Genomic DNA, 25,305 nt, shown 5'->3' with positions numbered 1-25,305 from the left:
TCGTACACCACCCGCCGCACAATCGGATGCCGAAAACGAAACTGACCCGGCGTCGCGGTCGGACGCACCAAATCGACAACAACGAGATCATCAAGAGATTTCAACACTCGCTTTTCGTCGGACTCCGCGATCGCGGTCACAAGATCGACATCGAAGGGGTCGCCGGCCACCGCACCTGCTTGGAGGACCTTGAGCGCTTCACTCGGCAAGTTTGCGAGTTCTTGGGTGATCGTGATGCGCAGGGCGACGGAGACTCCGGTGTCGTGCTCACTGTCGGATCCATCACCTGACCTGAGAATCGGCAAGCGTTTCCTCGCACAACGCGCGAGTTGTTCGAGGTAGAAGGGATTACCACCACTCTCGGAATGCAATGCCCGGATGTACGGGGAATCGGGTCGCTCACCCAACGCTTCGGCTGTCTCGGCCAAAGACAGCGGCGCCAACTCCAGCTCGCGCAACATGCCCTCACGCGCAGCCTGCGCGACCGCATCCCGCAACAAGCGCGGCGCCTGCCGGGGACGATACGCCAACGCCAGCATCATCCCTGGTACCGGACGCCGCAACAGATGACCGATCAACTCTGCCGACGCCGGATCCGCCCAATGCGCATCATCCAGGGCAAGCATCAACGGCTTGGACAATGCCAACTGCTCGAATGCCGCCCGCACCGCACGATGGAACTCGAAGCGCTCGACCTCCAAGCGGCTCGTCGGCTGTCTACCAACCTCCGACAACGACGGCAACACCGCCGCCAACTCCGCCATCCGATCCGCACCTAACGCCATCACCACCCGCTGGTCAAAACTCGCGAATCGTTCATCCAGCGCCTCCACCACCATCCCGAAGGGAACCTCGCGCTCCAACTCCGACCCGCGCCCCGCGAGTACATCTAAACCCGCTTCACCCGCCCGCACACACAACTCCCCCAACAAACGCGTTTTCCCGATACCCGGCTCACCCAACAGCACCACCGCACCCGCCGAACCCGACCGAGCGCCCGCTAGACACTCCTCCACACACCGCAACTCAGCAGCCCTGCCAACTAGAGTCACACCATGCCTACCGCCGGCACCCGCCACCGCCATCCAACCTCCGAACAAGATCGAATTCCAACGAAACCCGACCCGAAAACGGTCAGGATCCGCAACAGCCATGCTAATCACCGCCACCCACCCCCAACCCAGACGTAAAGGTTCGTAATCGTATGGCCATCGCCGCGTTACTACACGGTCGTCTACAGCCGCTGGGTCTGGTTCGGTCGGGCCTTGGTGAACTCGCAGCGCGTGCTGAACGAGGTCGAGCGGGCGAAGCAGGCAATGCACGCGCAGGAATGGCGCGAAAAATGTCGAAGTAGTGCTATCGGTCGAGGATTTCGTATATCACGGTGTGACCATCGCGAACGACCGTCCGCACATGTTGTTTATAGACAGCTTGCCCGCCATCCGGGCGGCGCTCCTGGACGTCGACATCGAATGAATCCGGCCCGCGTTGTGTGATGTGCACGCAGTGAGTGGTACCGACCGGAATTTCCGCCTCGATGGCTTGCTGCAGGTTCTCGGCGGGAGAAATATTGGCGGCATCGGGCGCCACGAAGTTCCACGCTGCTTTTCCGGCACGGTTGATGTAGTAGGCATACTGAAACCCGAGTATCGCGTCCGCCCCGGTTGTCGTGCCGCCAGGCCCGTTCCCGACCGTCGATCTGTCGGTCCGCTCGGCCTCGCACATCAGAAGTGGCTGCTCGATCGGAACGGCAGCAGCAACTTTCTCCTCACTCCTGGTGGTCATCATGACCATGGCGCCGACGGCGAGTGCCGACATCGCCAGTACGACCGCCGACGCGGCACGAACCCGATTCGTCAGCGAGCCGGTCGCCCGTGGTTTACGCACCAATGATGTGAGCGTCAGCGCAACGGTATCCGGGTCGAGCGTCCAGCTGGAAGTGGGCTGTGCTGTTGGCCGTGTGCGCAACGGCGGGTCGGCGTCGTCGGATCGAGTGTTCTGTAGTAGCAAGTCGTCCGGGTGTCGTATGGGTTCGGACTGGTGTCCCCGCGGCTGGCTCGGAAACCGGTCGGACGCGTCGGTCAACCGACTGAAATCCGACTCCGGCAATATCTCAGCATGGATGTCTCCAGGCCGATCGGATTTGCTGGTTCCGGAGCTCATCACTTTCCCACAAAGAAGTATCATGCCAGCACAACGATGAAGCCGAGCTGGTCGAGACCACAACAAGACGCCTTCCCAATGGCGAGAGGACTGAAATCGGCCTCAGGTTCGGCGCACCCCTTCGGGTTGTGTAGGGCGATCGGTTCGACCGTTGCCAGCCATATGCATCGAGGAACCGGGTGAAACTTGTACAGTTCACGCCTAGGGAAGCAGGCTGTTTGTCGACCCGGCTGCTCGCTGTGGCCATATCGGTGCCGTACGGCGCCCGGCGCGAAGGCTGCGGAGAAATCCCCGCAAAGAGTCTCGATCCAGCGTTGGAGGCTTTCGGCGGCCGCTGCGCGCGCGGATCGTCGTCCGGCGATTCACGTGACGGACAGCGAACGAGGCGCTCGAGCTCGGCGTGTACGGTGCGATGTCATTCGACTCGCTCCGATTCTGGTCGACTCGGGAAATACCGCCCGTGTCCCGATTTGGTCCAGGCGACGGCAAATTCCATACTGCGCAACGTCGAAAATTCGCCGGACCGCACGACATCGGCAAATAGCCGGCACCTCCTATATCGCCTCCAGCCCGTCAATTCTCGCCGAGCTCTACTTCAGCTCGATCGGATCCGCCCAGAGACTTGAACAAATACACCGGTAGGGTCGCCGTAGGCACTTCCCCCATGTGCCATGCCGTCGGAGAGTGCGACGATCACATCACGCCAACACGGTTGCACTCCAGAAAAGGACACATGCGGATCACGCTGGTTGATTACGTCTGTGAAGTCCGTGAATTTTTCGGAAGCCCCATCCGTGTTGTCGTGCACGATGCAGGGCCGATGCCGCGTAGGCAGGGCTTTGCGAACGAACCAACGCGTACCCGGCATGGAGGAAACCACGATGACAGCCACTGCCGCGATATCGAGAACGGTCGAGGAAGGCGCGCGTGTGAGGCGCAACGCGTACGCCGCGTTCCATCCCCTCCGCTCGTTGTTCCGGCATCGCCTGCCGCGGATCGGAACCGCATTGGCAGCCCTCGCCATCTGCGGTTTCCTCGTCAGTGGCCACTGGCACCCCACCAGAACGGTGCAGCTTCCCGTGCCGATGGCAGGAACGTTCTTCGAGTCCTGATCGTGACGCTGCCGTAGTGTGTCACCTTCTCGCGGTCGGAAGCCTTTGCCTACTCCGACAGATCTGCCCGCGACCCTCGGGATTCGTTCACTGATGGCACAACCGGAGATAGCCGCTGTCTTTTCGGGTTGCTGGCGTCCGGCCGCTGCCGCGAGCCCGCCGACGGCGCGGGCCACAAAATTCAGGCCTGCTGGCTCGGTGCCCGGATGGCGGCAGTCGTCCAGCGAGCTGCCGCGACCAGAGCAACGTCACGCTCTTGCTCGGGCCATCGACCGACTCGCTGCCGCTTGCGTCGCTGCAGTCTCGCCGCGCAACTGCGTTCGCTGTACGCGATCCGTTGGTGCGCTTGGCCATACACCACCCGGCGGCACCGGTCGAGAGATATTCGGACGTAGTCCGCGGTCACCGGCGCCTCCTGTTCCTACCTAACCCATCAGTCGGTACCGACCGTGTCGGATCGCGCGAGTTATTCAGATCGAGAGGATGACGATGATCTGGCAGTCCATAGAGCCGTCAGCGAGAGATTCCGACACCTTCGAGCCGGATGGGTCACGGGGGAGGGCGGAGTATCCACCGTGCTCCGCGAACCCGGGTAACTGGGATTTGGAGATCGGATCACCGCTGGTGTGGCGGCAATCGGCGCAGATCTGCCAGCGGTGTCCCGCGCTCGACGATTGCCGGCAATTGGTCGAGGACATGCGGCGCAAACAGTTACCTCCTCGATGCATGATCTGGGCAGGTGTCGGCTATGACTATCGAGGGCGTCTGGTCCCGGATTTCGATAAGTATGGAAGCCAGACCAGGCAAAGGTCACGCATTACGAGTATCAGGCGAGTACGCGGGAAAGGGGCCATACCAGGATATGACCCGCTGGGTGGTGGCTGATGTTGGCTCGTGTCGGTGTCAGCGTTTCGATGCAGATTTGTCCCTCGCGGGGCTGTCGACCGCCCGGGCGGACATGCTTCGGGATCGGGTCGGCGGAAACTCCGCGTAGGTGGGAACAAGACCGCCCCTGGTCCGATATCACGACACCTGCACCATCAGTATTCACCGAGTCCCCGTCCGCATTTCGAGCGAAGAGCAGTGACGGAAGGTGCGAGCGGCCACCGGTGCGACAGTGGAAACATTGGAGCTACACAGCGGCGTTGTCAGAAGGCGGGCACTGTACGGGCTGCACGCAGTCGTACCGCGGGGGTCTGTGCCGAACCGGGCGGGGGCGACCTGACGCAAAGGTATCGCCCGGCGTGGCGAACCAACGACCGGACGTCGGAAATATTAACCGGCGTCGGTTGAAAAACGTACGGCATTATAGGGGGTTTGTGGTGCGCGTTTCAAATTTCGCCAAGGCATCGTCAAGTATGATTTTCACGTTGGGAGAGCTGCCTTGCCAAACCCGAACGGCATTCTCGGGAACAGGAACTTCCTGCTATTGTGGTCGGGCAACGCTATCTCGCTTATCGGCTGTTACTGCATCTCGATAAGCTATCCAATAATTGTGCTGGCCATGACCGGGTCGCCGATCATGGCAGGTTGGGTTGCGTTCTCGTTCACTTTGGCGACTCTACTTCTTCAACTGCCTGCAGGAAAAATCGCGGACAACTTCAACCGTCAGCGCATCTTGATAGCGTGTCAGGCAATTGGAATGGCTTCCGTCGTGCTTGCCGCGCTGATTGCGATCCTCCGACCACCTGGGGCGGCGTTACTGTGGTGTTTCACAGCGTTTATCGAGGGTAGCGCATTGGTGTTGTTCCAAATCTGCGAAACGCCGGTTGTTCGCGACGTTGTTCCAGAGGAGCATCGAATGAAGGCATACTCATTTTTTGAGGCCCAACAGCCTATCGCGATTATGGTGGGTCGTGCGTTCGGTGCCGCTATCGCTGACATAGCCAGATTGCTTCCGTTCTTGGTGAACGCCCTATCATATCTTTTTTGCCTGGTAACCCTGTTCGCGATGAAGGACGCCGACGAAGCCGATCCGTCGCGCTCTGTAAGTCATCGTCCCGAGCAGACGAAAACCCTGGTGATCGACGGCGTTCGTATCGTGTGGCGCCATCGATTCCTCCGCACTACAACACTGATCGCGGGTCTGAGCAGCATGATCGCTCAAATGGCAATAATGCTGATTCTGGTACAAGCACGCAGCTATGGCGGAGCTGCATGGACGGTGGCGGTGGTTCTCGGCGCAGGTGGCATCGGCGGCCTGATCGGGGCGGTCGCTGCGCCTCACCTGCTTCGTTTGTTCTCCACCACAACCGTCTACCGTTGCGCGCTGTTGACGTGGGCAGTGGTCTTCTGTCCGTTCGCTTTCACATTCGATACGCGTGTCTTGACGGTCTGTTGGTGCGGCGTAGGCTGCGTCGGCACGATTATCGGCGTCGCGTTGACCACGGTACGCATGCAGGTATTGCCTGACCACATCCTTGGCAGAGCAATGGCCGCAATAGCGACGTGGAACGCCGGAGCTGCCGCTCTCGGTCCTTTGACGGGAGGGTACCTGATCAATTGGTTGGGAACAGGGAAGACGGGACTTCTCATAGCCATCGCCATGTGTGGCACAGCAGTGGTCGGTCTCCATCCCACGACTGCATACGATCCCCATTGCTTTCGCCGCGGATTGCCGGCACGCACACAGCAGGACAAAGCGTGAGAAAGCCGTGCCGTGATCCGCCGTTGCGGTCGATCATCCGGAATGGAGTCTGTGCATCACGGTGCAATGTGAATTCACAAAAGGAGAAACAAGATGAACCGATCGACGATTTCTATCGACAGCTCTATTGGCGACATCGAGCGATTGCTGAAGGAGGTCAGCCCTGCTCTGCAGTCTTCGATCAGGCGCCAGATGGCCTCGTCGCTACATGCGGCGCCGGCCGCGTTCCAAGCGTTCATCGACTACCAATAACTAGTCATCAGGACGCTTGGTCATACTGATGTCCACGGCCTGCGCTCGTCCTGCGCGACGCTGAACAGGCAATAACGTTGGTAGCTGATCGACTGCCGGCGTCTTTCTGTTCTCGTTCTCAACCGCCGGAAATCTTTCGAGTCGGCCGGGTCATGCGCCTGCGGTCCAGATTGCCCATCTGGACCGCAGGGCTTGCCTCAGTTGTAGCACACACAGCGCAACGCGGCGTCCGGCTTGTTTTGCTTCTGCACTTGTCGAGGTGTTAAATAATGACCGATTTGACCTTGAGTCCGTGGCCATCGGTAGGATTGGATGTCGATGCACTCCGATCGTCCGGATGGCGCCCGTACCCATTCAATGAGTTCGTGATCAAGATTCACAGCCGGTGCAACCTGGCTTGCGACTACTGCTATATGTACGAAATGGTCGACCAAAGTTGGCGCGACCAGCCGATGGTAATGACCGAGGAAATCTTTGCCGATACGTGCCGCGGCATCGCCGATCACGTCAGTCGCTTCGAGATCCCCGCCGTGAGCCTTGTTTTTCATGGCGGTGAGCCCTTGCTCGCGGGCCACTCCCGGTTCGAGTTCTTTGCGCGTCACGCCCGAGAACAGTTGGGTTCGCGAGCCGAGGTGCGATTGGGTGTGCAGACCAACGGGGTGCTCATCGACGAGGAATTCCTTCGGATCTGCGACCAGTGGGATGTAGTCGTCGGGGTAAGTATCGACGGCGGTCGTGATGCTCATGATCGCCATCGGAAGTCACGTCGCGGCGACGGGAGTTACGACGACGTGGCACGAGGCCTGACGCAGCTGCGAGAACATCGGAACAATAAACTTTTCGGTGGCCTACTCTGCACTATCGATATCGCCAACGACCCGATCCATACGTATGAAGAACTACTTGCGTTCGGTCCGCCCGGCGTTGATTTCCTTCTGCCGCACAGCAATTGGCAATCACCTCCCCCGGGTAAGATTGAAGATCAAGCGGCGGCTCCATACGCCGAGTGGTTGATTCCAATTTTCGATCACTGGTACGGTGCTCCGGAACTGGATACCCAGATTCGTCTGTTCGACGACATCATTCGTGTGCTTCTCGGCGGGCAAGGTCGCGGTATATCGGTAGGGCTCGCACCTATTCGGGTCGCCATCATAGAAACCGATGGAACCCTTGAACAAGTCGATTCGTTGAAGTCGACGTATTCCGGCGCTACCCGGATCGTCACGATCGCAGACATGGGAATGGGCGACCGGCTGAACCATGCGCTGTGGGATCCAGGGATTGTGGCCCGCCAGATCGGCAGTGCGGCGCTGAGTGACACGTGCATGTCGTGTTCGCTAAGAGATATCTGTGGAGGCGGAGACTATGTGCACCGGTATCGCGCAGGCACCGGGTTCCGGAATCCGTCGGTTTACTGCAGTGATCTCGCCGCACTGATTCGTCATATCAAAGTCCGACTCGAAGATGACCTCGATAAGGTGACAACAAAGTGACATCCACCGATACTTCGAATATCGAAACGGCGATCAGCGAACTCGGGTCCGGATATGGAACGGATGAAACCGTCGTTGCTCTTGCAGAGGAGGCGTTGCGAGGTCGCCTGATCCTCTTGCACGCACTATTGGCAAGACTTGCGGCGGAGAGGCCTGACGAATTCGTAAATGTCGAATCCGCGCACCGATCGCTTGCGGACCTGTTACAGGCCGGTTCCGATTCGGTCGCGGAGTTGCTGTCGTACCCGCATGTCGGAAACTGGCTCACCTTGATTTTCCGGCGTCTGAACTTCCCTGAGCACGATGCCGCACAACCGATTCCGCTGTGGGCCGACCTCGGCTACCTGGGCTGGCTCGCCGTGAGTGGGCAGATCATCGCCGGCCGTCCCGGTGCCGTGGAAGTGGTGGTTCGCTCCGGGGTGGTGATGCTTCCGCTGATCGGTATGGCCCGATTGGGCGACGCCGCAGAATGCGGACATTGCGTGCTCCGTTGGTCGGGCGATGGCGTACTGACTTTCGAATATCGCGACACCACGCTTGTGGTCGCCTCACACGATTCGGAAACTACGCCGGACTGGCTACCGCTACGCAGTCTGGACGTGGGTGATACGGCGCGCCGCCTCTATCTGGACGACCTCGATCCCTTCCGCGACTTCGACGTAAAATTGCCCGATCTGTTCAAATTGCCGCCGGACCCACTGGGCGTAGCAGACGCTTTGTCCTGGGCTGAACATTTTCGTGGCGCCTGGCAGATGCTACACCGTGATTTCGCACGGTATCACGCTCCGATGCGCGCCGGCTTGCGGGTAATTGTGCCGCTCACCTCGAAGCCGGGGGCGACCGGTCAGAGTTGGACTTCGCCAACCGGATTCGGGGCAGTCTATTCGACCGCGCCTGATGACTCCTGCCAACTGGCTCTCACGCTGATTCACGAATTCCAGCACGCGAAATTCAGCCTGTTGGCCGATCAGGCGGTGCTGTTCGAGCCGGACATGACAGCGCGGTTCTATGCTCCGTGGCGCATAGACCCGCGCCCGATATACGGACTCATGCACGGGATCTATGCATTCTTCGGGGTGACCGACTTCTGGCGTGTGCATCGACGTTCGAGTTGTCATCGAGACCTGCGCGCCGAGATGGAGTTCGAATGTGGACGTCGTCAAGTAGCAACTGCGCTGGAGCAGGTGATGTCATCGGGCGTGCTCACTCCGACCGGGGAGAAGTTTCTCACGGCACTGTCGGACGGTATGGCCTCCTGGCGGTCGGAAGATATTTCCGCCGAGGCACGGGAAGTTGCCGCAGATGTCTCGATCTGTCTTGAGGCGTTCTGGCGAGTGCGGAATCTGAAGCCTGCCGCCAGCGATGTGGCAGACCTGGTCGACCGATGGTTGAATGGCTCGCCTTCAGCTGGTGATCTGCCTCCGGCAGCGATGGTAGACCAGGATGGGATACCCACCGGCTACAACAGACTCACGTTGCCGCACGCGCTGACGCGACATGCTGCCACGTCCGCTTCGCAGTGCGCCGAGGACGATGGTTCCGGAGATTTCGCGTGCATGATGGGGAATTTCGAGCAAGCTGCGGCTCGCTATGTAGCGGAATTACGCCATGACCGAGTCCGCCCGCAGACGTGGACAGGTCTCGCGTTCGTGTTGCCGCAACTGCACGCCGAAGCCGATCTCTCACTGCTTCGTGAGCGCACTGAAATTGTGGCACATGTGTATCGGGCTCTTAACGATCGCGGCGTCACCTGTGACATTGTCCAACTTGTCGACTGGCTTACACGACAATAGATCCGAATTCCATACAGGAGTAACATGATCCCCTCTCCCTCGAGTGGGCAGCTGCTCGCCGCTTATTCGGATCTGTGCAGCGGCACGGGGCCGATTCACGCACGTGTCGCTGCTGACTTCGGCACCAGATTACAAACCGGCGCGGAGATTCCGGCGAATCAAGCTATGCCTCCCCTTCATCTGCGAGCATCGATCACCCTGGATGAGCCGAGCGTGCCGTATCTGGAAGATCCATGCCTTTTGCCGATCGACGAACGTACCGGTCCCTGGCAGATCCTGTGCGGGTTCATCGATGAGTGGTGTTCGTTGGGACCAGCGCAGCAGCTCCGTGTTGCGCGCGTTCTCGCCAAACTTGCGTTCTGGAAGTTCCTGGCAGAACTGATCCAACCCGATGACCTTGCCGGTCAGACATCGGAGGCGTTGGCATTGGCATATCTGCGTGCCTTCTCGCGGTGCCAACTCGACCCACAGGACATCGACTCCGCAACGCTGCTCGCCGAAATCGGCATGGCACGGGCCACCAACGAGCAGCTGCCTTTGGAGACTCGGTTGGCATCGGCCGTCAACCTCACCGTCCATTACGTGCGGAAAAAACGAGACGACGCGGAGGTGCGCAAGTGGTCCACCTATGCCGAAAGGCTCTGGTCGTCGCCAGATGCGGACAGCTTGCCCTGGCTACTGAAAAGCGCATACTGGCGTGGAGTCAGCTTTATTCCGTATCGCACCGGCGACCACAAGTCGGCGGCCGAGATGCTGGACCGGGCAGAGGAAGCCGCGGTGGAGGCGCTCGAGCAGTCGACAGATGGTGACCGCATCTTTGCGGTCGAGAACTTCCATCCGCTTTTCGAGACGCGCGGTCGTGCGGCATGGGACGCGGGAGATCTCGTCGAGGCTGAGAACTACTATCGGCGGCTGGTTGAGCACGACCCTTTGGATTCGAAAGCCCACATTCGCTTGGCCGATTTTCTCCGGGGAACCGGAAGGAACTCCGAGGCCCGAAAGCAGTACTTGGAAGCAGCGGGTCTCGGCGCGCCCTGCACGCTCTATGCACGCGAACGACTGAGGGAATACACCTAGGCGGTCGAGCCAACGTATCCAGATGGATCTTTCGTTGTACGGAGCCGGCGATCGGCGGGCTGGCGAGCCCGCGGTCGTCGGCGGGCCGCGATCGGCTCGTTGAGGTCGTCGCGGCGAGGCCTGCCACTTTCGACGGGAGAATGTGCGTTGACTGACAGACCCTTTCGCTTCGGGGTTCGCTTCGGAGCCAATTTGTCCAGCAGCGGTTCGGTGTCCTGGTTGCAGGACCAGGCGCGAAAGGCGGAGGACCTGGGCTACGACGTGATCCTGCTTCCGGACCACCTCACAACGCCCGCACCATTCCCCACCGTGGCCGCGCTGGCGGCTGTGACGACCGAGCCGCGGCTGGGCACCTTCGTTCTCAATGCGGCCTTCTACAACCCGGCACTGCTCGCCCGCGAGGTGTCGTCCACCGATCTGCTGATCGAGGGCCGCCTCGAACTCGGGCTCGGTGCCGGTTGGGCTCGAAAAGAGTTCGACGAGGCGGGATTACCGTTTCCGACCGCGGGCCAGCGCATCGCCCACCTCGAGCGGACGATCACCGAAATCCGGCGCCGGTTCGCCGCAGGCGACCCGCCGACACGGCAACAACCTGCACCACCGATTCTCGTCGGCGGCAGCGGGGATCGGCTGCTCGCCGTAGCCGCGATCCACGCGGACATCATCTCTTTGGCGAGTGTGCCGACGACCGGACGTCCGGTCACCACGGACGCCGTCGAGCGGGCGCTCGGCGAGCGAACGGCGTATATCCGCGCCGCGGCCGGTCGACGGATCCAGGAGTTGGAACTCGGGCTGACGCTCGGCGCAGTGTACGTTGACGGCACCGGCGAGTTCGACCTGACGTTGCCACGCATGGCGGCGCCTGATCTGGCTGATGACGAACTGTTGGCATTGCCCGGGGTGCTGCACGGTTCCCCCGGAAGCATCGCCGAAACTCTCCAACGATATCGAGAGATGTACCATCTGACGCACTTCGTCGTGCCCGCCACAAGCATGGCCGGCTTCGCAGAGGTGTTCAACCGAATTCGTTGATTAGCGACACCGCTGGCTGGGGTAGATGTCGATGTCATAGCGGGTACTACGGCGAGGACATGATCAGGTGGAAATCTGTTGGCCAGAAGCAGTTCTGCATGATTCGGACACCCGTGGAGATGGTGTGGAAGCGATGGCCCGGGCTGGCTGGGTATCTTCGTTCTGAATGCGGCCTTCTACAACAACGCGCTGCTCGCCCGCGACATGTCGTCCACCGATCTGCTGATCGATGGCCGGCTCGAACTAAACCGACTGTGCCGGAAAGGCGGTGTGGAATCTACGTACAAGCCACTCGAGGGTGGCGTGAACGGCGCGAAATAAGTCGACTCGCTCCGCTTCGAGTCGACTCGGGAAACGCCGGCCGTGTCCCGATGCGGAAGGCAGTTGTTCCACGTGACTGGAGCTCCCACGCCGCGCGATGCCGAAGAGCCCGGCGCCGTACCTCACGGTGTCGCTAGATTACCGAAACCTCCGATTCCGCGTTCGACCAGATCATTCTCGCCGAGCTCTACTTCAACTCGATCGGATCCGCACCGAAGACTCGAACAAATACACCGGTAGGGTCGCCATAGGTACTTCCCCCATGTGCCAAGCCGTCGGAGAGTGCGACGATCACATCACGCCAACACGGTTGCACTCCAGAAAAGGACACATGCGGATAAAACTGGTCGATTGCATCTGTACAGTCCATGAAATTTTTGGATGCCGCATCCGTGTTGGCGTGCATAGCACTGGGCCGGTACCGCGTAGACGGAGCCGTGCGGACGAGCCCACACCTTCCCGGTGCCATCACCCCTCGGACGCTACCGAGCCGGCGCCCGATACCCTGATCGGACCTTTTGCCGGAATCCGGCCACCGCCCAGTAAATGGCGGAACCCAGGCCGTTGCTGCAGGCGCGCAGGCAGGGCTGTCACAGGTTCGGATCTGCCGGCCGGAGTCGGCGGTTCAGGCAAACCATGCGGTCGGGCATTTGTCCCGAACCGGAGATCGCTGGGGTTTCAACGGGGTGCTGGATAGCGATTCGGTTCTGACGTCGACCAGAAGCATGATCTCCGCCACTCCTTAGCTCCCCGTCGCCCGCGACATCCGCAGGGCACATTGCTGCGCGACTCGAAAGGAAAAAAGTGCGCTCTATTACGATCGTGGGTGCAGGCCAAGCCGGATTGCAGCTGGGCATCGGCCTGCTCGATGCGGGATACGAGGTGAAGATCGTTTCCAACCGTACACCCGAGGAGATCTACAACGGCCGCGTCAGCTCCAGTCAGTGCATGTTCGGCACGGCATTGGCCCGTGAACACGTGCTGGGCATCGATTTTTGGTCGCAGCGATGTCCGAATATCCGCGAGATGTCACTCTCCGTGACAGATGGAAACGGCGGCAAAGGAATTTCCTGGAGTTCTCTCCTGGATCTCCCCGCGCAGTCGGTCGACCAGCGGTTGAAGATACCGCGGTGGATCGCCGAGTTTGTCCGACGCGGAGGAACTCTGGAAATTCGCGATGCGACCATAGATGATCTGGAGGAATATCGACGAGACGCCGATCTGGTCGTGGTCGCAGCAGGCAAAGGCAGCATCGCGAACCTGTTCGAACGCGACATCGAACGATCGTTGTACGTGAATCCGCAGCGTGCGCTCGCGCTCACCTATGTGACCGGTATGGCGCCGCGGACGTCAAATTCAGCGATATCGTTCAACCTGGTCCCAGGCGTCGGCGAACTCATCGTCTTTCCCGCACTGACGACCACTGGTCCGTGCGAGATCATGTTGTTGGAAGGCCTGCCCGGCGGACCGATGGATTGCTTTCGTGGAGTTACCGATCCCCAGCAACATCTCGAAGTCACCAAGCGGGTGGTCGGCGAATACTTTCCGTGGGAGGCCGAGCGTTGCGGGGATGCCCAATTGACCGACGATCTCGGTGTGCTGGCCGGCCGTTTCGCCCCGACGGTGCGCCGCCCGGTGGGCATGCTGCCATCGGGTGCGTCTGTGCTGGGCATGGCCGACGTCGTCGTTCTGAACGATCCTCTTACCGGGCAGGGATCGAACAACGCCAGCAAGTGCGCCGCGTCCTACTTGTCGAGCATTCTGGAGCACGCCGACCGGCCCTTCGATGAGCGCTTCATGAGTGAGACGTTCGAACGCTACTGGGATTACACGCGGTACGTCGTGGACTGGACGAACACTCTGCTGGGTCCCACGCCGTGGCACGTCCTGCAACTCGTGCGGGCTGCGGGATCGAATCCGCGCATCGCGCGACGTTTTGCCAATGGATTCGATGACCCGCGTGATTTCTTCCTCTGGTTCATGGAAGCTACCAGTGCCCGGACATATCTGGACGAGTTCCCGACGGTCGCATGAACGCTTGGAGTCCGCACAGAGTCGCGATCGTCGGGGCCGGTCAAGCCGGGGCACTGCTGGCACTGGGACTGCAACGCCATGGATGTGTCGTGACCTTGTTTGGCGACCGGACGTCCGATGAGGTTCGAGCCGGGAACGTTTTGTCGAGTCAGTGCCTCTTCGGCCCGAGCCTGCGGGTGATGAACCGGATAGTCGATGAGGCAGAGGGTTTCGACGCTCCGGCGATCCACAGTCTGGCTTTGACGATCGATGGTGTGGGCACGGTCGTTTCGGCGTTGGATGATCCGGCGCGATCGGTCGACCAGCGGTTGGCTTGCGCGTCGCTGATCGATTCCTTCGTGGCCGAATCCGGCACCTTCGCGGTGGCGGAAGTCGGGCAGGAGCGTCTCGATGCAATCGCCGTCGACCACGATCTGACGATCGTGGCTACCGGCACCGGCGATCTCGGCCGGATGTTCGTTCGCGATCGCGTTCGATCACCTTTCGACCGCCCGAAACGAGCACTGGCCGTCACGTATGTGCGCGGATTGCAGCCCGACGAATCCGGCGCAGAGCTCACCTTCCATGCGATCCCCGGGGTGGGGGAGCTGATTACATTACCCGCTCTCACTACAACTGGTGCCTGCTCGATCTTGGTATTCGAGGGCGTCCCTGGGGGGCCGATGGATCGTTTCGACGAGGTAGGTACTCCCGAGAGCCATCTGCGTTGCTGCCTGGCGATCCTCGATGACCTGTTTCCAGCCGTCGCGGCCCGTGCTCGTGGTATTCGGCTGACCGACGACGGCGGTATTCTGCGTGGTCGGGTTACGCCGATGGTGCGCCGCCCGGTCGCCTTCACTAGGTCCGGGCGTCCGGTCCTCGGGCTAGCAGACGCAGTGGTGCTGAACGATCCGTTGACAGCGCAAGGGGCGAACAGCGCGGTGCACGCCGCTGGTGTCTATTTGGACGCGGTGTTGCAGCGCGGTCCGAAGCCATTCGACACCGAGTGGATGCACGAAACGTTCGAGGCGTTCTGGCGCAGTTGGGGACGGTGGTCGGTGTCCTGGACCAATCGAGTTCTGGATGGTCTTCCCGAACACCTCCTCGATCTGGCTCGGTCGGCATCGGACGAACCCGGGATCGCCGCACTGTTCGCCGCCGGTTTCGCCGACCCGAGTACCGTGCACGACTGGTGGTTCGATCGCGCGGAGGCTGACCGCATGCTCGATGCGGCGCGATCGGCGAACGATACGTTGGACCTGCGGGACTTGCGGCATGCTCTCGGTCAGTACGCGACCGGTGTCACGGTGGTGACGACCCGCGCGCCGGATGGACGGAAGGTCGGTGTCACGGCCAACTCGTTCACCTCTGTGTCCTTGGACCCGCCGCTGATTGCTTGGTGTCCGGCAAAGAAGGCGCCGAGCCTTCCTGATCTCATGGCGGCACATCATTTCGCAGTGAATGTCCTCGCCGCCGACCAGCATCAGCTGTCCCGGCAGTTCGCGACTCCTGCTGTGGACAAGTTCGCCGGTGTGAAATACCACGACGGAATCGCCGGAATCCCGCTCCTGGATCGCGCGATCGCCAGATTCCAGTGCCGAACAGTTCAGCATGTCGACGCGGGCGACCATGTCATTTTCATAGCTGAGGTCGAACAGTTCGATACGGCGAAAGGTGCTCCGCTGGTATTCCATTCCGGCGCATATCGCGTGGCTACCCAGCATCCGGACTTCGCTTGAATTCCCCTTCGAGTTCGGCCTCGGTATACGAAAGGGCTGCATATACGAGTTTCACGCTGGACGCGCGCTTCAGGGGCGGCAACGGAGTTCCCATCGCGCGGCGAACCTTGCGTCGATGTGCCCATAGCGTTCGAAATCGAGGCGAGCCTGTCAGTGATAAGCGGTTCGTCGTTCATGGCTGATTCTGACTGATCGAATCGGGGAGGGTCGACACATATCCAGCGTCGGTGTCGCGTAGATGGACTCCGGTGCGCCACTCGCTGCGATTGTATTGTCAGAGTTGGGAAGTGCACCAAGCGTTGCATCAGGGGGAGCTGGATACTATCGCCGATAGTGGCGGTCTGGATCATCGCGTCGGATGCATGGTAGTCGATTGGTTGGTGTCGTACTGCTGGGCCGGTCGGAAATGCGCCATGGTGCGTCTGGAAGGAAGAAGGCCTGAAATGGAAATTCTGTCGATCCTGTCCCTGCTCCTGAGTGCGGGAAGCAGCGTTCTCGGTCTCGGGAGCAGCCTACTCGGGTAGGGCGAGGTTTCACGGCTACTCGACTCCTGGTAGCTCCTGAAGAGCTGGCGTTGCGGATGAAGACGCCGACCGATCGGTACAGAGGTCGCGGTGAATTCGGTATCGGTTGGAGGTGCGGTGGTGTCCACCGATCCTCACGGTGAACGAGCGATGACGACACTGGCCGGTAGAGGTATCGAAGTGACGAACATCGAGCGCATTCTGGCCGATGCTCGCTCCGGTGCGGCATGTGCTTTGGTTGTACTGGGTGAACCGGGAATCGGCAAGACGCGGTTGCTCAGTGAGTTGTTGGTGCGATCCACCACGGCCGGGTTCGACGTGTCGACAGGCCGGGGATCCGAGTTGGAACGACAGGTCCCGTTCGGCATGGTCGTCGAGGCGCTCGACAAGCCGTTCGCGGCGCTGGACAATCAGGTACTCGCCGATCTCGGCCCGCAACGGTTGGCCGAGCTGGCCGCGGTGCTACCTTCGTTGGCCGGCTGCGGCGAGAACCAGGCCAGCAGCCTGGGAATAGAGCGCTTCAAGTTCTATCGCGCGGTGCGTGCGACTTTCGAGCGCCTCGTTGCCTTCCGGCCGCAGGTGCTGGCGCTCGATGACGTGCACTGGGCGGATCCGGCTTCTGTGGAACTTGTCAGCTACTTGCTCAGACGCTTGGTCCCTGGCATGGTGTTCGCGCTCGCGTACCGTCCGCGGCAAATGCCCACTCTGATACTCGACGCCATAGCGCATGCGGCTCGAGAGGGTACGCTGTGCGCGCTCGAGCTGGCGCCGCTGACGATCACCGAAACGGCGGAGGCACTGGGCGAACGAGCCGAGTCCTCGATGGTGGAGTCGCTGTATGCCGCGAGCGCGGGAAACCCGTTCTTCCTTGAGCATCTCGCACGAACGGTGCGGTGCGGTCGGCCGCCCTCGACGTGTCGCCCACCGCATGGCAAGCAGCACCAGAACGATATTCCCACACCGCTGCGCACGGTCATCCTCGATGAGCTGACCGGGCTGACAGACGATGCGCTCGCAGTACTTCGGGCCGGGGCGGTAGCCGGTGACCCGTTCGATGTCGGTCTCGTCGCCGCGATCGCGGAGTTCGACGAACCGGCGGTGCTGAAACACTTCGATGAACTCGTCGCCTCGGACCTGATTCGTTCGACTGCTACACCAGGACAATTCTGTTTCCGGCACCCGATCGTGCGCCGAGTGATCTACGACGAGGTCACACCCAGCCGGCGCTTGCTTGCCCACCGGCAGGCTGCGCACGCCCTCGCGCGGCGTGGTGCTGATTTGAGCGCGAGAGCCCATCATGTCGAGCAATCGGCGGTCACCGGCGATGATGAAGCTATCACGCTGCTGAGGGAAGCCGGGCTGGCTGCCGCACCGCGTGCCCCGGTGGCGGCCGCCGGCTGGTTCGAGGCCGCGTTGCACCTGTTACCGAAGACCGGTGAGCAGCAGCAGCGGCGATCGCAGTTGCTCGTCTCACACGCGAACGCGCTCGCCGACGCCGGCCGTCTGCACGACAGCCGACAAGTGCTGGAAGAGGTTCTGGAATCGGTCTCGAACGAGTCGCGGGGTGCCCGGGTGCAGATCGTCCGCATGATCGCTCGCACCGACCATGGTCTCGGGCGATCCGAGGAGGCGCGGCAACTCATCGTCCGGGCGCTGGATGTCGTGCAGCCCAGCAGCGTGGACGCCGTAACGCTGGAACTCGCGCTTGCCGAGAATTGCCTCGTCCGGCGGCAGTGGGAACAATCCATCTGCCTCGCCGCCCGAGCTGAGAAGCAGGCGAGAGCACTGGGTGAGTCCGCGGTGCTGAACTTGGCGAGATCGCTTCTTGCTCTGGCACTCGCCCATCGGGGCGATGCAGCCAAAGCACGTGATATCGCGAACGACGTTGCCCATGACATGGATTCCAGCGCCGACATCCTGGCGCCTGAATTACTCTGGCCGCTGGCGAATCTGGCTGATTCCGAGCTCCATCTGGACCGTTTCGCCGCTGCAGCCCGGCACGCCGAACAGGGGCTGAAGATCAGCAGAGCTACCGGTCATGGCTGGCTGGTCTCCCGATTCCTGGTCGCCGAGGCCGCGGCGAAACTCATGCTGGGACGATTACCCGAAGCGTCCTATGCCGCGGAATCCGCCGTCGAGGTAGCACAGTTGTTCGACAATGATCAGTTGCGGGCAGCGGCGGATGGCATCCACTGTTGGATCGAGATCGCGAATGGCAACCTGCCGGCGGCATTGGTCGCCGGGCGCGCCGCGGTGGAGGCGGTCGATCGTTCTCCCGGTGCGCGATACGCGTGGCTGGCTCGTGCCGGTTACGCGGAGGCCCTCATCGAAACCGGCGAGTACGAGCGGGGTCGTGAAGCAATACTGGCGACCGGTGGGCTCGAGCTGCGTGACATGCCGCCCGCCGCCCGCCCGTACTTTCTTCAGGCGCTCGTCACCGTCGAGCTTGCCGCCGGTCGCATCGACGCAGCCTCGGCGGTGACTCGACGTCTCGAGGAGGATTCCGCGCAGGGATTCTCCCGTGCAGGCCAGGCTCACTATGCCCGAGCGCGCGTCATCGCTGTTTCCGGCGACTTTCGTGCAGCTGCCGCAGCGGCCAACCGAGCTGGTGAGTGCTTCGGCGCGGCAGAAATGCACGTGTGGGTGGCCCGTGCCCGGCTCGAGGCGGGCCGGGCTCTCGCACGGACCGGCGATATCGGATCAGCGATCGGGGAATTCGAACTGGCGCATAGCATTTTCCGGGACGCGGGAGCTGTACGGCTCGCCGGCCAGGCTGCGCAGGAGCTACGAATCCTCGGAAAGCGAGTACCGCGTAGGCTGGACATCAACGAGCCGAACGCTCCGGGCACGCTGACCGAACGTGAACGGGAAGTCGCCGATCGCGTGGTACAGGGATACACCAACCGCGAAATCGCCGCGGAGTTGTTCCTCAGCCCGAAGACCGTAGAGAAGCATCTCGCACGGGTTTTCGCGAAGCTGGGCGTCGCCTCTCGCGCTGGTGTGGCCACGGCGATCAACCGCCGTATCGAATACTGATCAGGCCGGCTCGCCGGTCCATCCGAGTTCGTCGCTTCTGGAGGTTGCCGGCGGGTGCCGGCCTGGACGCCTTATGGTCGGGGTCAGGGGCGATTGCCTCGGGACGGACTTTTCGGGTTTTCACGTGATCCACCGCTGCGCGCACCGCACCGCACCAGTTCGGGCATATGGTCGAACACTTGTCGGCGCCAGACCGGTGCATGCCCGGACCGGGACTTCTTTGCGTGACCCGATGGCTTGGTCACACGTCGCTGAGTGGGCTACAGCGCGAGCCGTCTGCAGTACCGGCACAGCAAATGCGCTCGCAGCAGCGACTGCGAGCGGTAGAAAGAAATGTTCCATGGTTCGCTCCTTCGGAACGCCTCTCGCATCGACAACAACACTGCTGCCGTGGATGCGATCGTCGTACGCCACAGGGGCAGACGGTCATGGGGGAAATGCCTACGCTTTGATGCCTCGTCGGAAATCGGGTCTTCGCGTCCGCAGGAGACGGATAATCTCGATGCGCATTGACGAATCGCTTGATGTATCGCCCGCCGGACGGGCACTACAGGAGGGTTGCGGAGTGCGTGCCCTGGCCTGACACCGGATCGGTGTAGGCAGTGCCTGGTAACTGCGTCAGCGGCGGTGTCGCACATCGCACTTCCGGATGCGTGGCGCGCATCGATCGAAACTCGAGCGCGCGGCGTCGCGGCGGCCCGCCTCACTTCCCGCATGGCATCCGTTGCCCGCAGCGAAATCGTGCGGCCGGGGTTCGCGACCCGTCTGACCTCAGCGGGGGCGCCACCAGTAGACGCATGAACTCCGTTGAGGAGTAACCGATTCCGCGCTCGGGCGCAGTATTGCACCTCGATGAGTTGATTACGTCGCGCAGCGATCCCAGGCCTTCATGGCGGTGTGGCGATTCAGCGCCGAACGGGTGAACACCCCGACGGGGTCAAATGCCATCGGCCTGTTCGCTGACAAATTACTCGCCTGCCCAGAGGTGGGAAGGTTCGCTTTGACCCGCTGAGTAGTCTGTGCGCAGCAGTTCGAGCTATTCGACTCCGGATCCTCGGCAACAGTTTCGAGCTGTCGAGCAGGAGCAAGTCATGTCTGTGCGAATACTCATAGGCGCGCGCTCACGCGTCGAGTGGTTCGACCTTTTCAGCGACACCGATGAATCGGGCACTGTGGTGTCCGCGACGGCGATATTGCGGAGTTGGGTTCGAAATTACCTCGAGCGGCCAAATGATGATTTGGGTCGTGACGGGCCGGTATGCCCCTTCGTCAAGCCGGCTGCCGGACATCACGCGTTGTGGTCTGCCATAGTGTCGGGGGACGCCGAATTGACCGTCGAACGGATGCAATCGGTGATCGACGACGCTTTCGACCTGTTTGTCGCCCACATGCGGTCAGCTGTCTCCGCGCCCCAGGCTGCTCTTCTCGTCGTGTTTCAGGATTTGACGGACAACCACCGGATCGACGCTGTGCATTCGCTGAGTAAAGACCGATTCGTGGCGGAGGGCATGATGCTCGGCCAGTTCTATCCGGGGTGCTCGCAACCGGGATTGTGGAATAGAGATTTCCGCCCACTGGACGCGCCGCTCCCCATGTTGGTAGTGCGCAACATGATGCCGTCGGACTACCCTTTTCTGCTGGGTAAAAGCGAGTGGTTGTTCGCCTACTTGTCGCGGTTCGGTCATGCGCTTCCCATCAGATTGCGCAGGTCCATGGCCGACTACCTGTTTCGCGCGGCGGGCGATACCGCCGATGCGATCACCGATCACCGCGTGCACGGCGTCGAGGACTCGACCGATTCGGGTCCTTTCGAGCAGACCAGCCGTATCGAAGGATTCGCTGGGCTACCACAAGGGGGCAAGTGACTGTGGATATCGTGAAATGGCTCGCGCGTGCGGCGAGTTCGGCGACCGAGTGGGAGGCCTCGTTCGGCGAATACCTGCCGCATCCGGCTGCCATCATCAGCGACGAGGAGTTCGGCAGGGTCTTCGACGAACTGTCCGAGCGGCTGCGTGGCAGCACCCCGTTCTTCCATCCGCGGTACGTAGGTCAGATGACGCGGGCGCCGCATCCGGCGGCAGTCGTCGGGTATGTCGCGGCGATGCTGCTCAACCAGAACAACCACGATCTCGCGGGCGGGCCGGCGACGACGGAGATGGAACACGAGGTCGTGCGGGATCTGGCGGCGATGTTCTCGTTGCCCGCGCACGTCGGGCATCTCACGAGCAGCGGGACCATCGCGAATTTGGAAGCACTGTTCATCGCCCGCCAGACGCACCCCGGCCGAGGAGTGGCATTCAGCGCCGACGCCCATTTTACTCATGAGCGAATGTGCGCTCTTCTCGGTTTGACCGCGTACTCGGTGCCGACAGACACACGTGGCGCGATGGATTTGACGGCGGTGGAGCCGCTTGTGCGGACCGGTTCGGTGGGGACGGTGGTCCTCACGGCCGGAACGACCGGGGTGGGCGCGATCGATCCGATCGCAGATGCGCTGTTCCTCAAGGAGCGTTACGGCGTTCGACTGCATGTGGACGCGGCATACGGCGGATTCTTCGCGCTGCTGTCCGATGACGACGACAAGGCACTCGAGTGGGATCCCGCGCCATGGCGGGCTATCCGTGGTTGCGATTCGATCGTCGTCGATCCACACAAGCATGGGTTGCAGCCATACGGCTGCGGAGCGGTGTTGTTCGCCGATCCGGCGGTGGCACGGCACTATCGGCATGACTCGCCCTACACCCGAATGTTCTCAGGTGCGCCCGCGCATCTCGGCGAGATTACTCTGGAATGCTCCAGAGCCGGCGCTTCCGCCGCGGCTCTCTGGACTACCCTGCGGCTGCTTCCGCTGCGCCGCGATGGCCTGGGAACGGTCCTGGCGTCAACGCGCCGTGCCGCTCTCCGCTTCGCGCGACGAATCGAGGAATCGTCGGAGCTGAGTCTCTACCAGCAACCCGCCTTGGATGTGGTTACCTATCTTCCCAGTGCTGGGCGCACTGTGTCGGAAGTGGATGCGGTTTCGGGCCGGATGCTCACCGATGGTATGTCTGCCGATCCGACGGACGCCATATTCCTCAGTACACTTCGGGTGGATGCGGCCGGGTTCGGCGGCCGCGGTCACCTTCTCGACATCGATGCTCCAAGCGGACGCATTCTGCGTAGCGCACTGATGAAGCCGGAACAAGAACTGTGCGCGGACGACTTGGTCGCGCGTATCGAAGCGCTGGCGGCGCCCGTCGCCCGGGCAGACGGACGAGAGCCGCGATGACCGCCACGCACAAGGGTCCGGTCGCCATCGTCACCGGAGGCAGACAGGGCATCGGGCAGGCGGTGACCGATCGCCTCACACGCGACGGAGTGACCGTGGAAGTATTCGACATCGGGTGCGCGGCCACTGTCGACGTCGCCGATCCGAAAGACGTCGCCGCTGCGGTGTCAGGTGTTGTCCGGCGTTACGGACGCATCGATATCTTGGTGAACAACGCAGGGATCTTCCCGCACGTCGCTTTCGATGAACTCGACTTCGCGGCCTGGCGGCGGGTACTGACGACGAATCTCGACTCGGTCTTCCTCTGCAGTAAGGCTGTCTACCCACTGATGAAGCAGCGCCGGTACGGGCGGATCGTCAATGTGTCGTCGGCGGCATTCTTCGTCGGCGATTTCGACATGACGCACTATACCGCCTCGAAAGGCGGCATAATCGGGTTCACTCGGTCGCTCGCGAAAGGTGCGGGTAGGCATGGGATCACCGTCAATTCGGTGGCTCCCGGGTTCATCGAGACTCCGGGAGTTCTGGCGTCGCCCGAAGAACTGGCGCTGTTCGACGACATCGTGTCCGAACAATCCATTCCGCGTCGAGGCAGACCGGAAGACATTGCCGCGTGCGTGAGCTATCTGGCAAGTCCGGAGGCATCTTTCATCACCGGTCAACTCATCAATATCGACGGCGGGCACCGATTCGTATAGCACCCAGCCGTCTACGCGTGAACACGGAGATCTGCAATGGAGTCTTATGATGTCATCGTCATCGGGGCGGGACACAACGGCCTGACCTGTGCGGCATACCTCGCCAAGGCTGGTAAGAAAGTGCTGGTACTGGAGGCCCGTGGAGTCGTAGGAGGAGGTTGTGCCACCGAAGAAGTGGCAGCACCAGGATTTCGGCACAATTTCCACTCGAACTTTCACGGCATCATCCACATGGGTCCGGTGTATCAGGATTTGGAACTGCACCGCCGCGGCGCCCGGTACATCTGGCCGGACAATCAGTTCGCGCATGTCTTTCCGGACGGGAACGGACTGGTACTGTCGCGGGATCTCGACACGACAGTGCGAAATATCGCCCGGTACTCCAAGCGGGACGCAGAGACCTTCCACGACCTGATGCGGGTCTACCGTCACGTGCTGGAAACCCGGCTGATTCCCGGCATGTTCTCCATTCCTGGCTCGCCCGCGAAGGAACTGGGCGACATCGAAGCCGCGGGCGGTGTCGATCTGGTCCGCCAGTTCCTCACGACCCCCAACCACCTCGCTCGGGACTTGTTCGAGTCGCCCGAGGTGCAGACCTTTGTGGGTTTCTGGGTCGCGCAACTGGCGGGCACCGGTGACGTCTTCGGTCTGGGCGCCAACTATCCGCTCATGCTCGCCGGCTCGCTCGAACCATACGGATGGGCCATCTGCGAAGGCGGCTCCAACAATCTCGCGCAAGCCATGGCACGTTTCGTCCTGGAACACGGCGGAGAAATCAGACTCGATTCTCCTGTTCGGCAGATCGAGGTGCATGACCATCGGGTCATCGGGATCGTGCTGGACGACGCGACGCGAATTCCTGTCGACGGCATCGCGGTGTCCAACCTCGATCCGAAGCACACCTTCCTCGATCTGGTCGGCGAAGCCGACCTGCCCACCGAATTCCGCCCCGCGGTCGAACGCTGGCGCTACGATCGGATGTCGATGTTCTGCCTCTACCTCGCGTTGCGAGAGCCGGTTCGGTGGAAGGCCGCAGCGAAGGTCCCCGAGGTGCAGGCATCCTTCGCAGTCTCGCTCTGCGAATCATTGGACATCCTGGACGACAACGCATCGGACTGTCGTTTGGGTGTCGCGCCGCGAACTCCGGGGCTGTTCACCGTGCATCCCTCGCTCTTCGATCCCAGTCTCGCCCCCGGCGGCGGGGAAGCGGCCTTCTGCGAACAAATCGCACCGTACGAACTGCGCGACGGCGGATCGGCCGCATGGGACGACCTCAAGGCCGACTACACGGAGTTCGTTCTGGAACGTTGGCGGCCGTACCTGGAAAGCGGGCTCGAGCCCGAAGCTATTGTCGGCCGTTACATATCGAGTCCGATCGACATCGAGCGGGTGATGCCCAGCATGCGCCACGGCGACTGGAACCACGGCGAGATGACCCAGGACCAGTTAGGTGTCTTCCGACCCTTCCACGAGTACCCGCCTTACCGGACCGCTTTCGACAATCTCTACCTGTGTGGCGCCTCGACCCATCCCGGGGGCTCTATCGGCGGTGCAAGCGGCTATAACGCCGCAGGCGCCATCGCAGATGACCTTGGCATCCAACGTTGGTGGGAACGCAACGCGCAGTAGACAGTGCGGAACTTTCGGCCGCAGGCGTCATTCGGGGTCGTAGCGATTTCCCCATATCGAACGAGCCGCCCGTGTGGCGAAATCTCAATAAACGTGCAGCTACGAATCGAACGGGTCCGGCCATCCTGGCTGCTATGCGGAGGTGTTCGCAAACATGGTCTCGGAGCCGCCCCGTGTCGACTACGGCCGACAGTTCGGTCACAATCGGTGACCCGATCCGGCTGTGATGCCGCTGGCGTCTGTCGCCGGAGGCTGGTCTGCCATGCCGCCAGCGACGGCGTGCGCGGCGGTTACAGCGATGTTCAGCTCTCTGGATAGAGATCGGAAAGCGTGGGCTGCGGCTAGGTTCTGTGTCGAACTGAGGTGAGGTGGGCCGAGTGGTCTGTTCTCAGTGCGTGTGTGTACAAACTGATCTAGTGCCGCGCCCGGGAGCCTTTGCCCTGTTGTCACCGACACGCCGACAGGTTGCGGTGTGTCGGTCAGGGCATCGGTCAGTCTGGTCGGGTGG

General features: G+C 61.6%; 16 protein-coding genes and 1 pseudogene. 15 read left to right on the top strand and 2 right to left on the bottom strand.

All coding sequences use genetic code 11. The features are described 5' to 3' along the window. Window positions 1–1,016: AAA family ATPase (locus tag AB0B25_RS29875; protein ID WP_357186515.1), on the bottom strand; the 1,016-nt coding region annotated here is incomplete at its 3' end. Between the two features lie 340 nt (window positions 1,017–1,356). Then, complete coding sequence (locus AB0B25_RS29870; RefSeq protein WP_357186512.1) at window positions 1,357–2,163, bottom strand: hypothetical protein; 807 nt, start codon at window positions 2,161–2,163, stop codon at window positions 1,357–1,359. Between the two features lie 929 nt (window positions 2,164–3,092). Between AB0B25_RS29870 and AB0B25_RS29865 the strand changes: the two genes are divergently transcribed. The 15 genes and pseudogenes from AB0B25_RS29865 to AB0B25_RS29795 all read left to right on the top strand — a co-directional run bounded on the left by AB0B25_RS29865 (window position 3,093) and on the right by AB0B25_RS29795 (window position 24,797). After that, entirely contained in the window at window positions 3,093–3,275 is a 183-nt protein-coding gene (locus tag AB0B25_RS29865; RefSeq protein ID WP_357186509.1) for a hypothetical protein, read from the top strand. A 1,384-nt stretch (window positions 3,276–4,659) separates the two neighbouring features. Continuing rightward, window positions 4,660–5,922 carry an MFS transporter gene (locus tag AB0B25_RS29860; protein ID WP_357186506.1) on the top strand — a complete coding sequence of 421 codons (1,263 nt, stop codon included), beginning with the start codon at window positions 4,660–4,662 and terminating at the stop codon, window positions 5,920–5,922. A 93-nt stretch (window positions 5,923–6,015) separates the two neighbouring features. Next, a complete protein-coding gene (locus AB0B25_RS29855; protein WP_357186503.1) occupies window positions 6,016–6,174 on the top strand; it encodes a hypothetical protein in 159 nt (52 codons plus the stop codon). A 269-nt stretch (window positions 6,175–6,443) separates the two neighbouring features. Continuing rightward, a complete protein-coding gene (locus tag AB0B25_RS29850; protein ID WP_357186500.1) occupies window positions 6,444–7,667 on the top strand; it encodes an FxsB family cyclophane-forming radical SAM/SPASM peptide maturase in 1,224 nt (407 codons plus the stop codon). A gap of 425 nt (window positions 7,668–8,092) precedes the next feature. After that, window positions 8,093–9,460, top strand: a complete 1,368-nt coding sequence (locus AB0B25_RS29845; protein ID WP_357186499.1) for an HEXXH motif-containing putative peptide modification protein — start codon at window positions 8,093–8,095, stop codon at window positions 9,458–9,460. Between the two features lie 24 nt (window positions 9,461–9,484). Continuing rightward, window positions 9,485–10,537 carry a bacterial transcriptional activator domain-containing protein gene (locus AB0B25_RS29840; protein WP_357186497.1) on the top strand — a complete coding sequence of 351 codons (1,053 nt, stop codon included), beginning with the start codon at window positions 9,485–9,487 and terminating at the stop codon, window positions 10,535–10,537. A 99-nt stretch (window positions 10,538–10,636) separates the two neighbouring features. After that, on the top strand, window positions 10,637–11,569 hold the full coding sequence (locus AB0B25_RS29835; protein WP_357186496.1) for a TIGR03621 family F420-dependent LLM class oxidoreductase: 933 nt from the start codon (window positions 10,637–10,639) through the stop codon (window positions 11,567–11,569). Between the two features lie 147 nt (window positions 11,570–11,716). Beyond that, window positions 11,717–11,815 (top strand): annotated as a pseudogene (locus tag AB0B25_RS29830) (LLM class F420-dependent oxidoreductase); the annotation flags it as partial. 897 nt (window positions 11,816–12,712) lie between these two features. Beyond that, window positions 12,713–13,924 carry a styrene monooxygenase/indole monooxygenase family protein gene (locus tag AB0B25_RS29825; RefSeq protein ID WP_357186493.1) on the top strand — a complete coding sequence of 404 codons (1,212 nt, stop codon included), beginning with the start codon at window positions 12,713–12,715 and terminating at the stop codon, window positions 13,922–13,924. A gap of 179 nt (window positions 13,925–14,103) precedes the next feature. Then, window positions 14,104–15,642 carry a flavin reductase gene (locus AB0B25_RS29820; RefSeq protein ID WP_357186490.1) on the top strand — a complete coding sequence of 513 codons (1,539 nt, stop codon included), beginning with the start codon at window positions 14,104–14,106 and terminating at the stop codon, window positions 15,640–15,642. A 644-nt stretch (window positions 15,643–16,286) separates the two neighbouring features. Then, a complete protein-coding gene (locus tag AB0B25_RS29815) occupies window positions 16,287–19,202 on the top strand; it encodes an AAA family ATPase (RefSeq protein ID WP_357186487.1) in 2,916 nt (971 codons plus the stop codon). Between the two features lie 1,091 nt (window positions 19,203–20,293). Next, complete coding sequence (locus tag AB0B25_RS29810; protein WP_357186484.1) at window positions 20,294–21,067, top strand: DUF6875 domain-containing protein; 774 nt, start codon at window positions 20,294–20,296, stop codon at window positions 21,065–21,067. Further along, window positions 21,064–22,470: an aminotransferase class I/II-fold pyridoxal phosphate-dependent enzyme gene (locus tag AB0B25_RS29805; RefSeq protein WP_357186481.1), complete on the top strand. Its 1,407-nt coding sequence runs from the start codon at window positions 21,064–21,066 to the stop codon at window positions 22,468–22,470. Before AB0B25_RS29810 ends, AB0B25_RS29805 begins: the two co-directional genes overlap by 4 nt. Next, window positions 22,467–23,168 carry an SDR family NAD(P)-dependent oxidoreductase gene (locus tag AB0B25_RS29800; RefSeq protein ID WP_357186478.1) on the top strand — a complete coding sequence of 234 codons (702 nt, stop codon included), beginning with the start codon at window positions 22,467–22,469 and terminating at the stop codon, window positions 23,166–23,168. The genes AB0B25_RS29805 and AB0B25_RS29800 overlap by 4 nt, the downstream gene beginning before the upstream one ends. 36 nt (window positions 23,169–23,204) lie before the next feature. Beyond that, the gene (locus AB0B25_RS29795; protein WP_357186475.1) at window positions 23,205–24,797 is read left to right on the top strand and encodes an NAD(P)/FAD-dependent oxidoreductase; all 1,593 of its coding nucleotides are present in this window, start codon (window positions 23,205–23,207) and stop codon (window positions 24,795–24,797) included. Window positions 24,798–25,305: the final 508 nt, after the last annotated feature.

It is taken from the genome of Nocardia sp. NPDC049190, from assembly GCF_040648115.1.
In the GTDB taxonomy this organism is placed as follows: domain Bacteria; phylum Actinomycetota; class Actinomycetes; order Mycobacteriales; family Mycobacteriaceae; genus Nocardia.
This window is presented reverse-complemented; position numbering and strand designations above follow the sequence as displayed.

Bases quoted from the DNA above. Each gene is read 5' to 3' on its own strand.
- AB0B25_RS29810 (WP_357186484.1), top strand. From the start codon at position 20,294: ATGTCTGTGCGAATACTCATAGGCGCGCGCTCACGCGTCGAGTGGTTC.
- AB0B25_RS29840 (WP_357186497.1), top strand. From the start codon at position 9,485: ATGATCCCCTCTCCCTCGAGTGGGCAGCTGCTCGCCGCTTATTCGGAT.
- AB0B25_RS29800 (WP_357186478.1), top strand. From the start codon at position 22,467: ATGACCGCCACGCACAAGGGTCCGGTCGCCATCGTCACCGGAGGCAGA.
- AB0B25_RS29820 (WP_357186490.1), top strand. From the start codon at position 14,104: ATGAACCGGATAGTCGATGAGGCAGAGGGTTTCGACGCTCCGGCGATC.
- AB0B25_RS29795 (WP_357186475.1), top strand. From the start codon at position 23,205: ATGGAGTCTTATGATGTCATCGTCATCGGGGCGGGACACAACGGCCTG.
- AB0B25_RS29845 (WP_357186499.1), top strand. From the start codon at position 8,093: ATGCTTCCGCTGATCGGTATGGCCCGATTGGGCGACGCCGCAGAATGC.
- AB0B25_RS29855 (WP_357186503.1), top strand. From the start codon at position 6,016: ATGAACCGATCGACGATTTCTATCGACAGCTCTATTGGCGACATCGAG.
- AB0B25_RS29850 (WP_357186500.1), top strand. From the start codon at position 6,444: ATGACCGATTTGACCTTGAGTCCGTGGCCATCGGTAGGATTGGATGTC.
- AB0B25_RS29870 (WP_357186512.1), bottom strand. From the start codon at position 2,163: ATGAGCTCCGGAACCAGCAAATCCGATCGGCCTGGAGACATCCATGCT.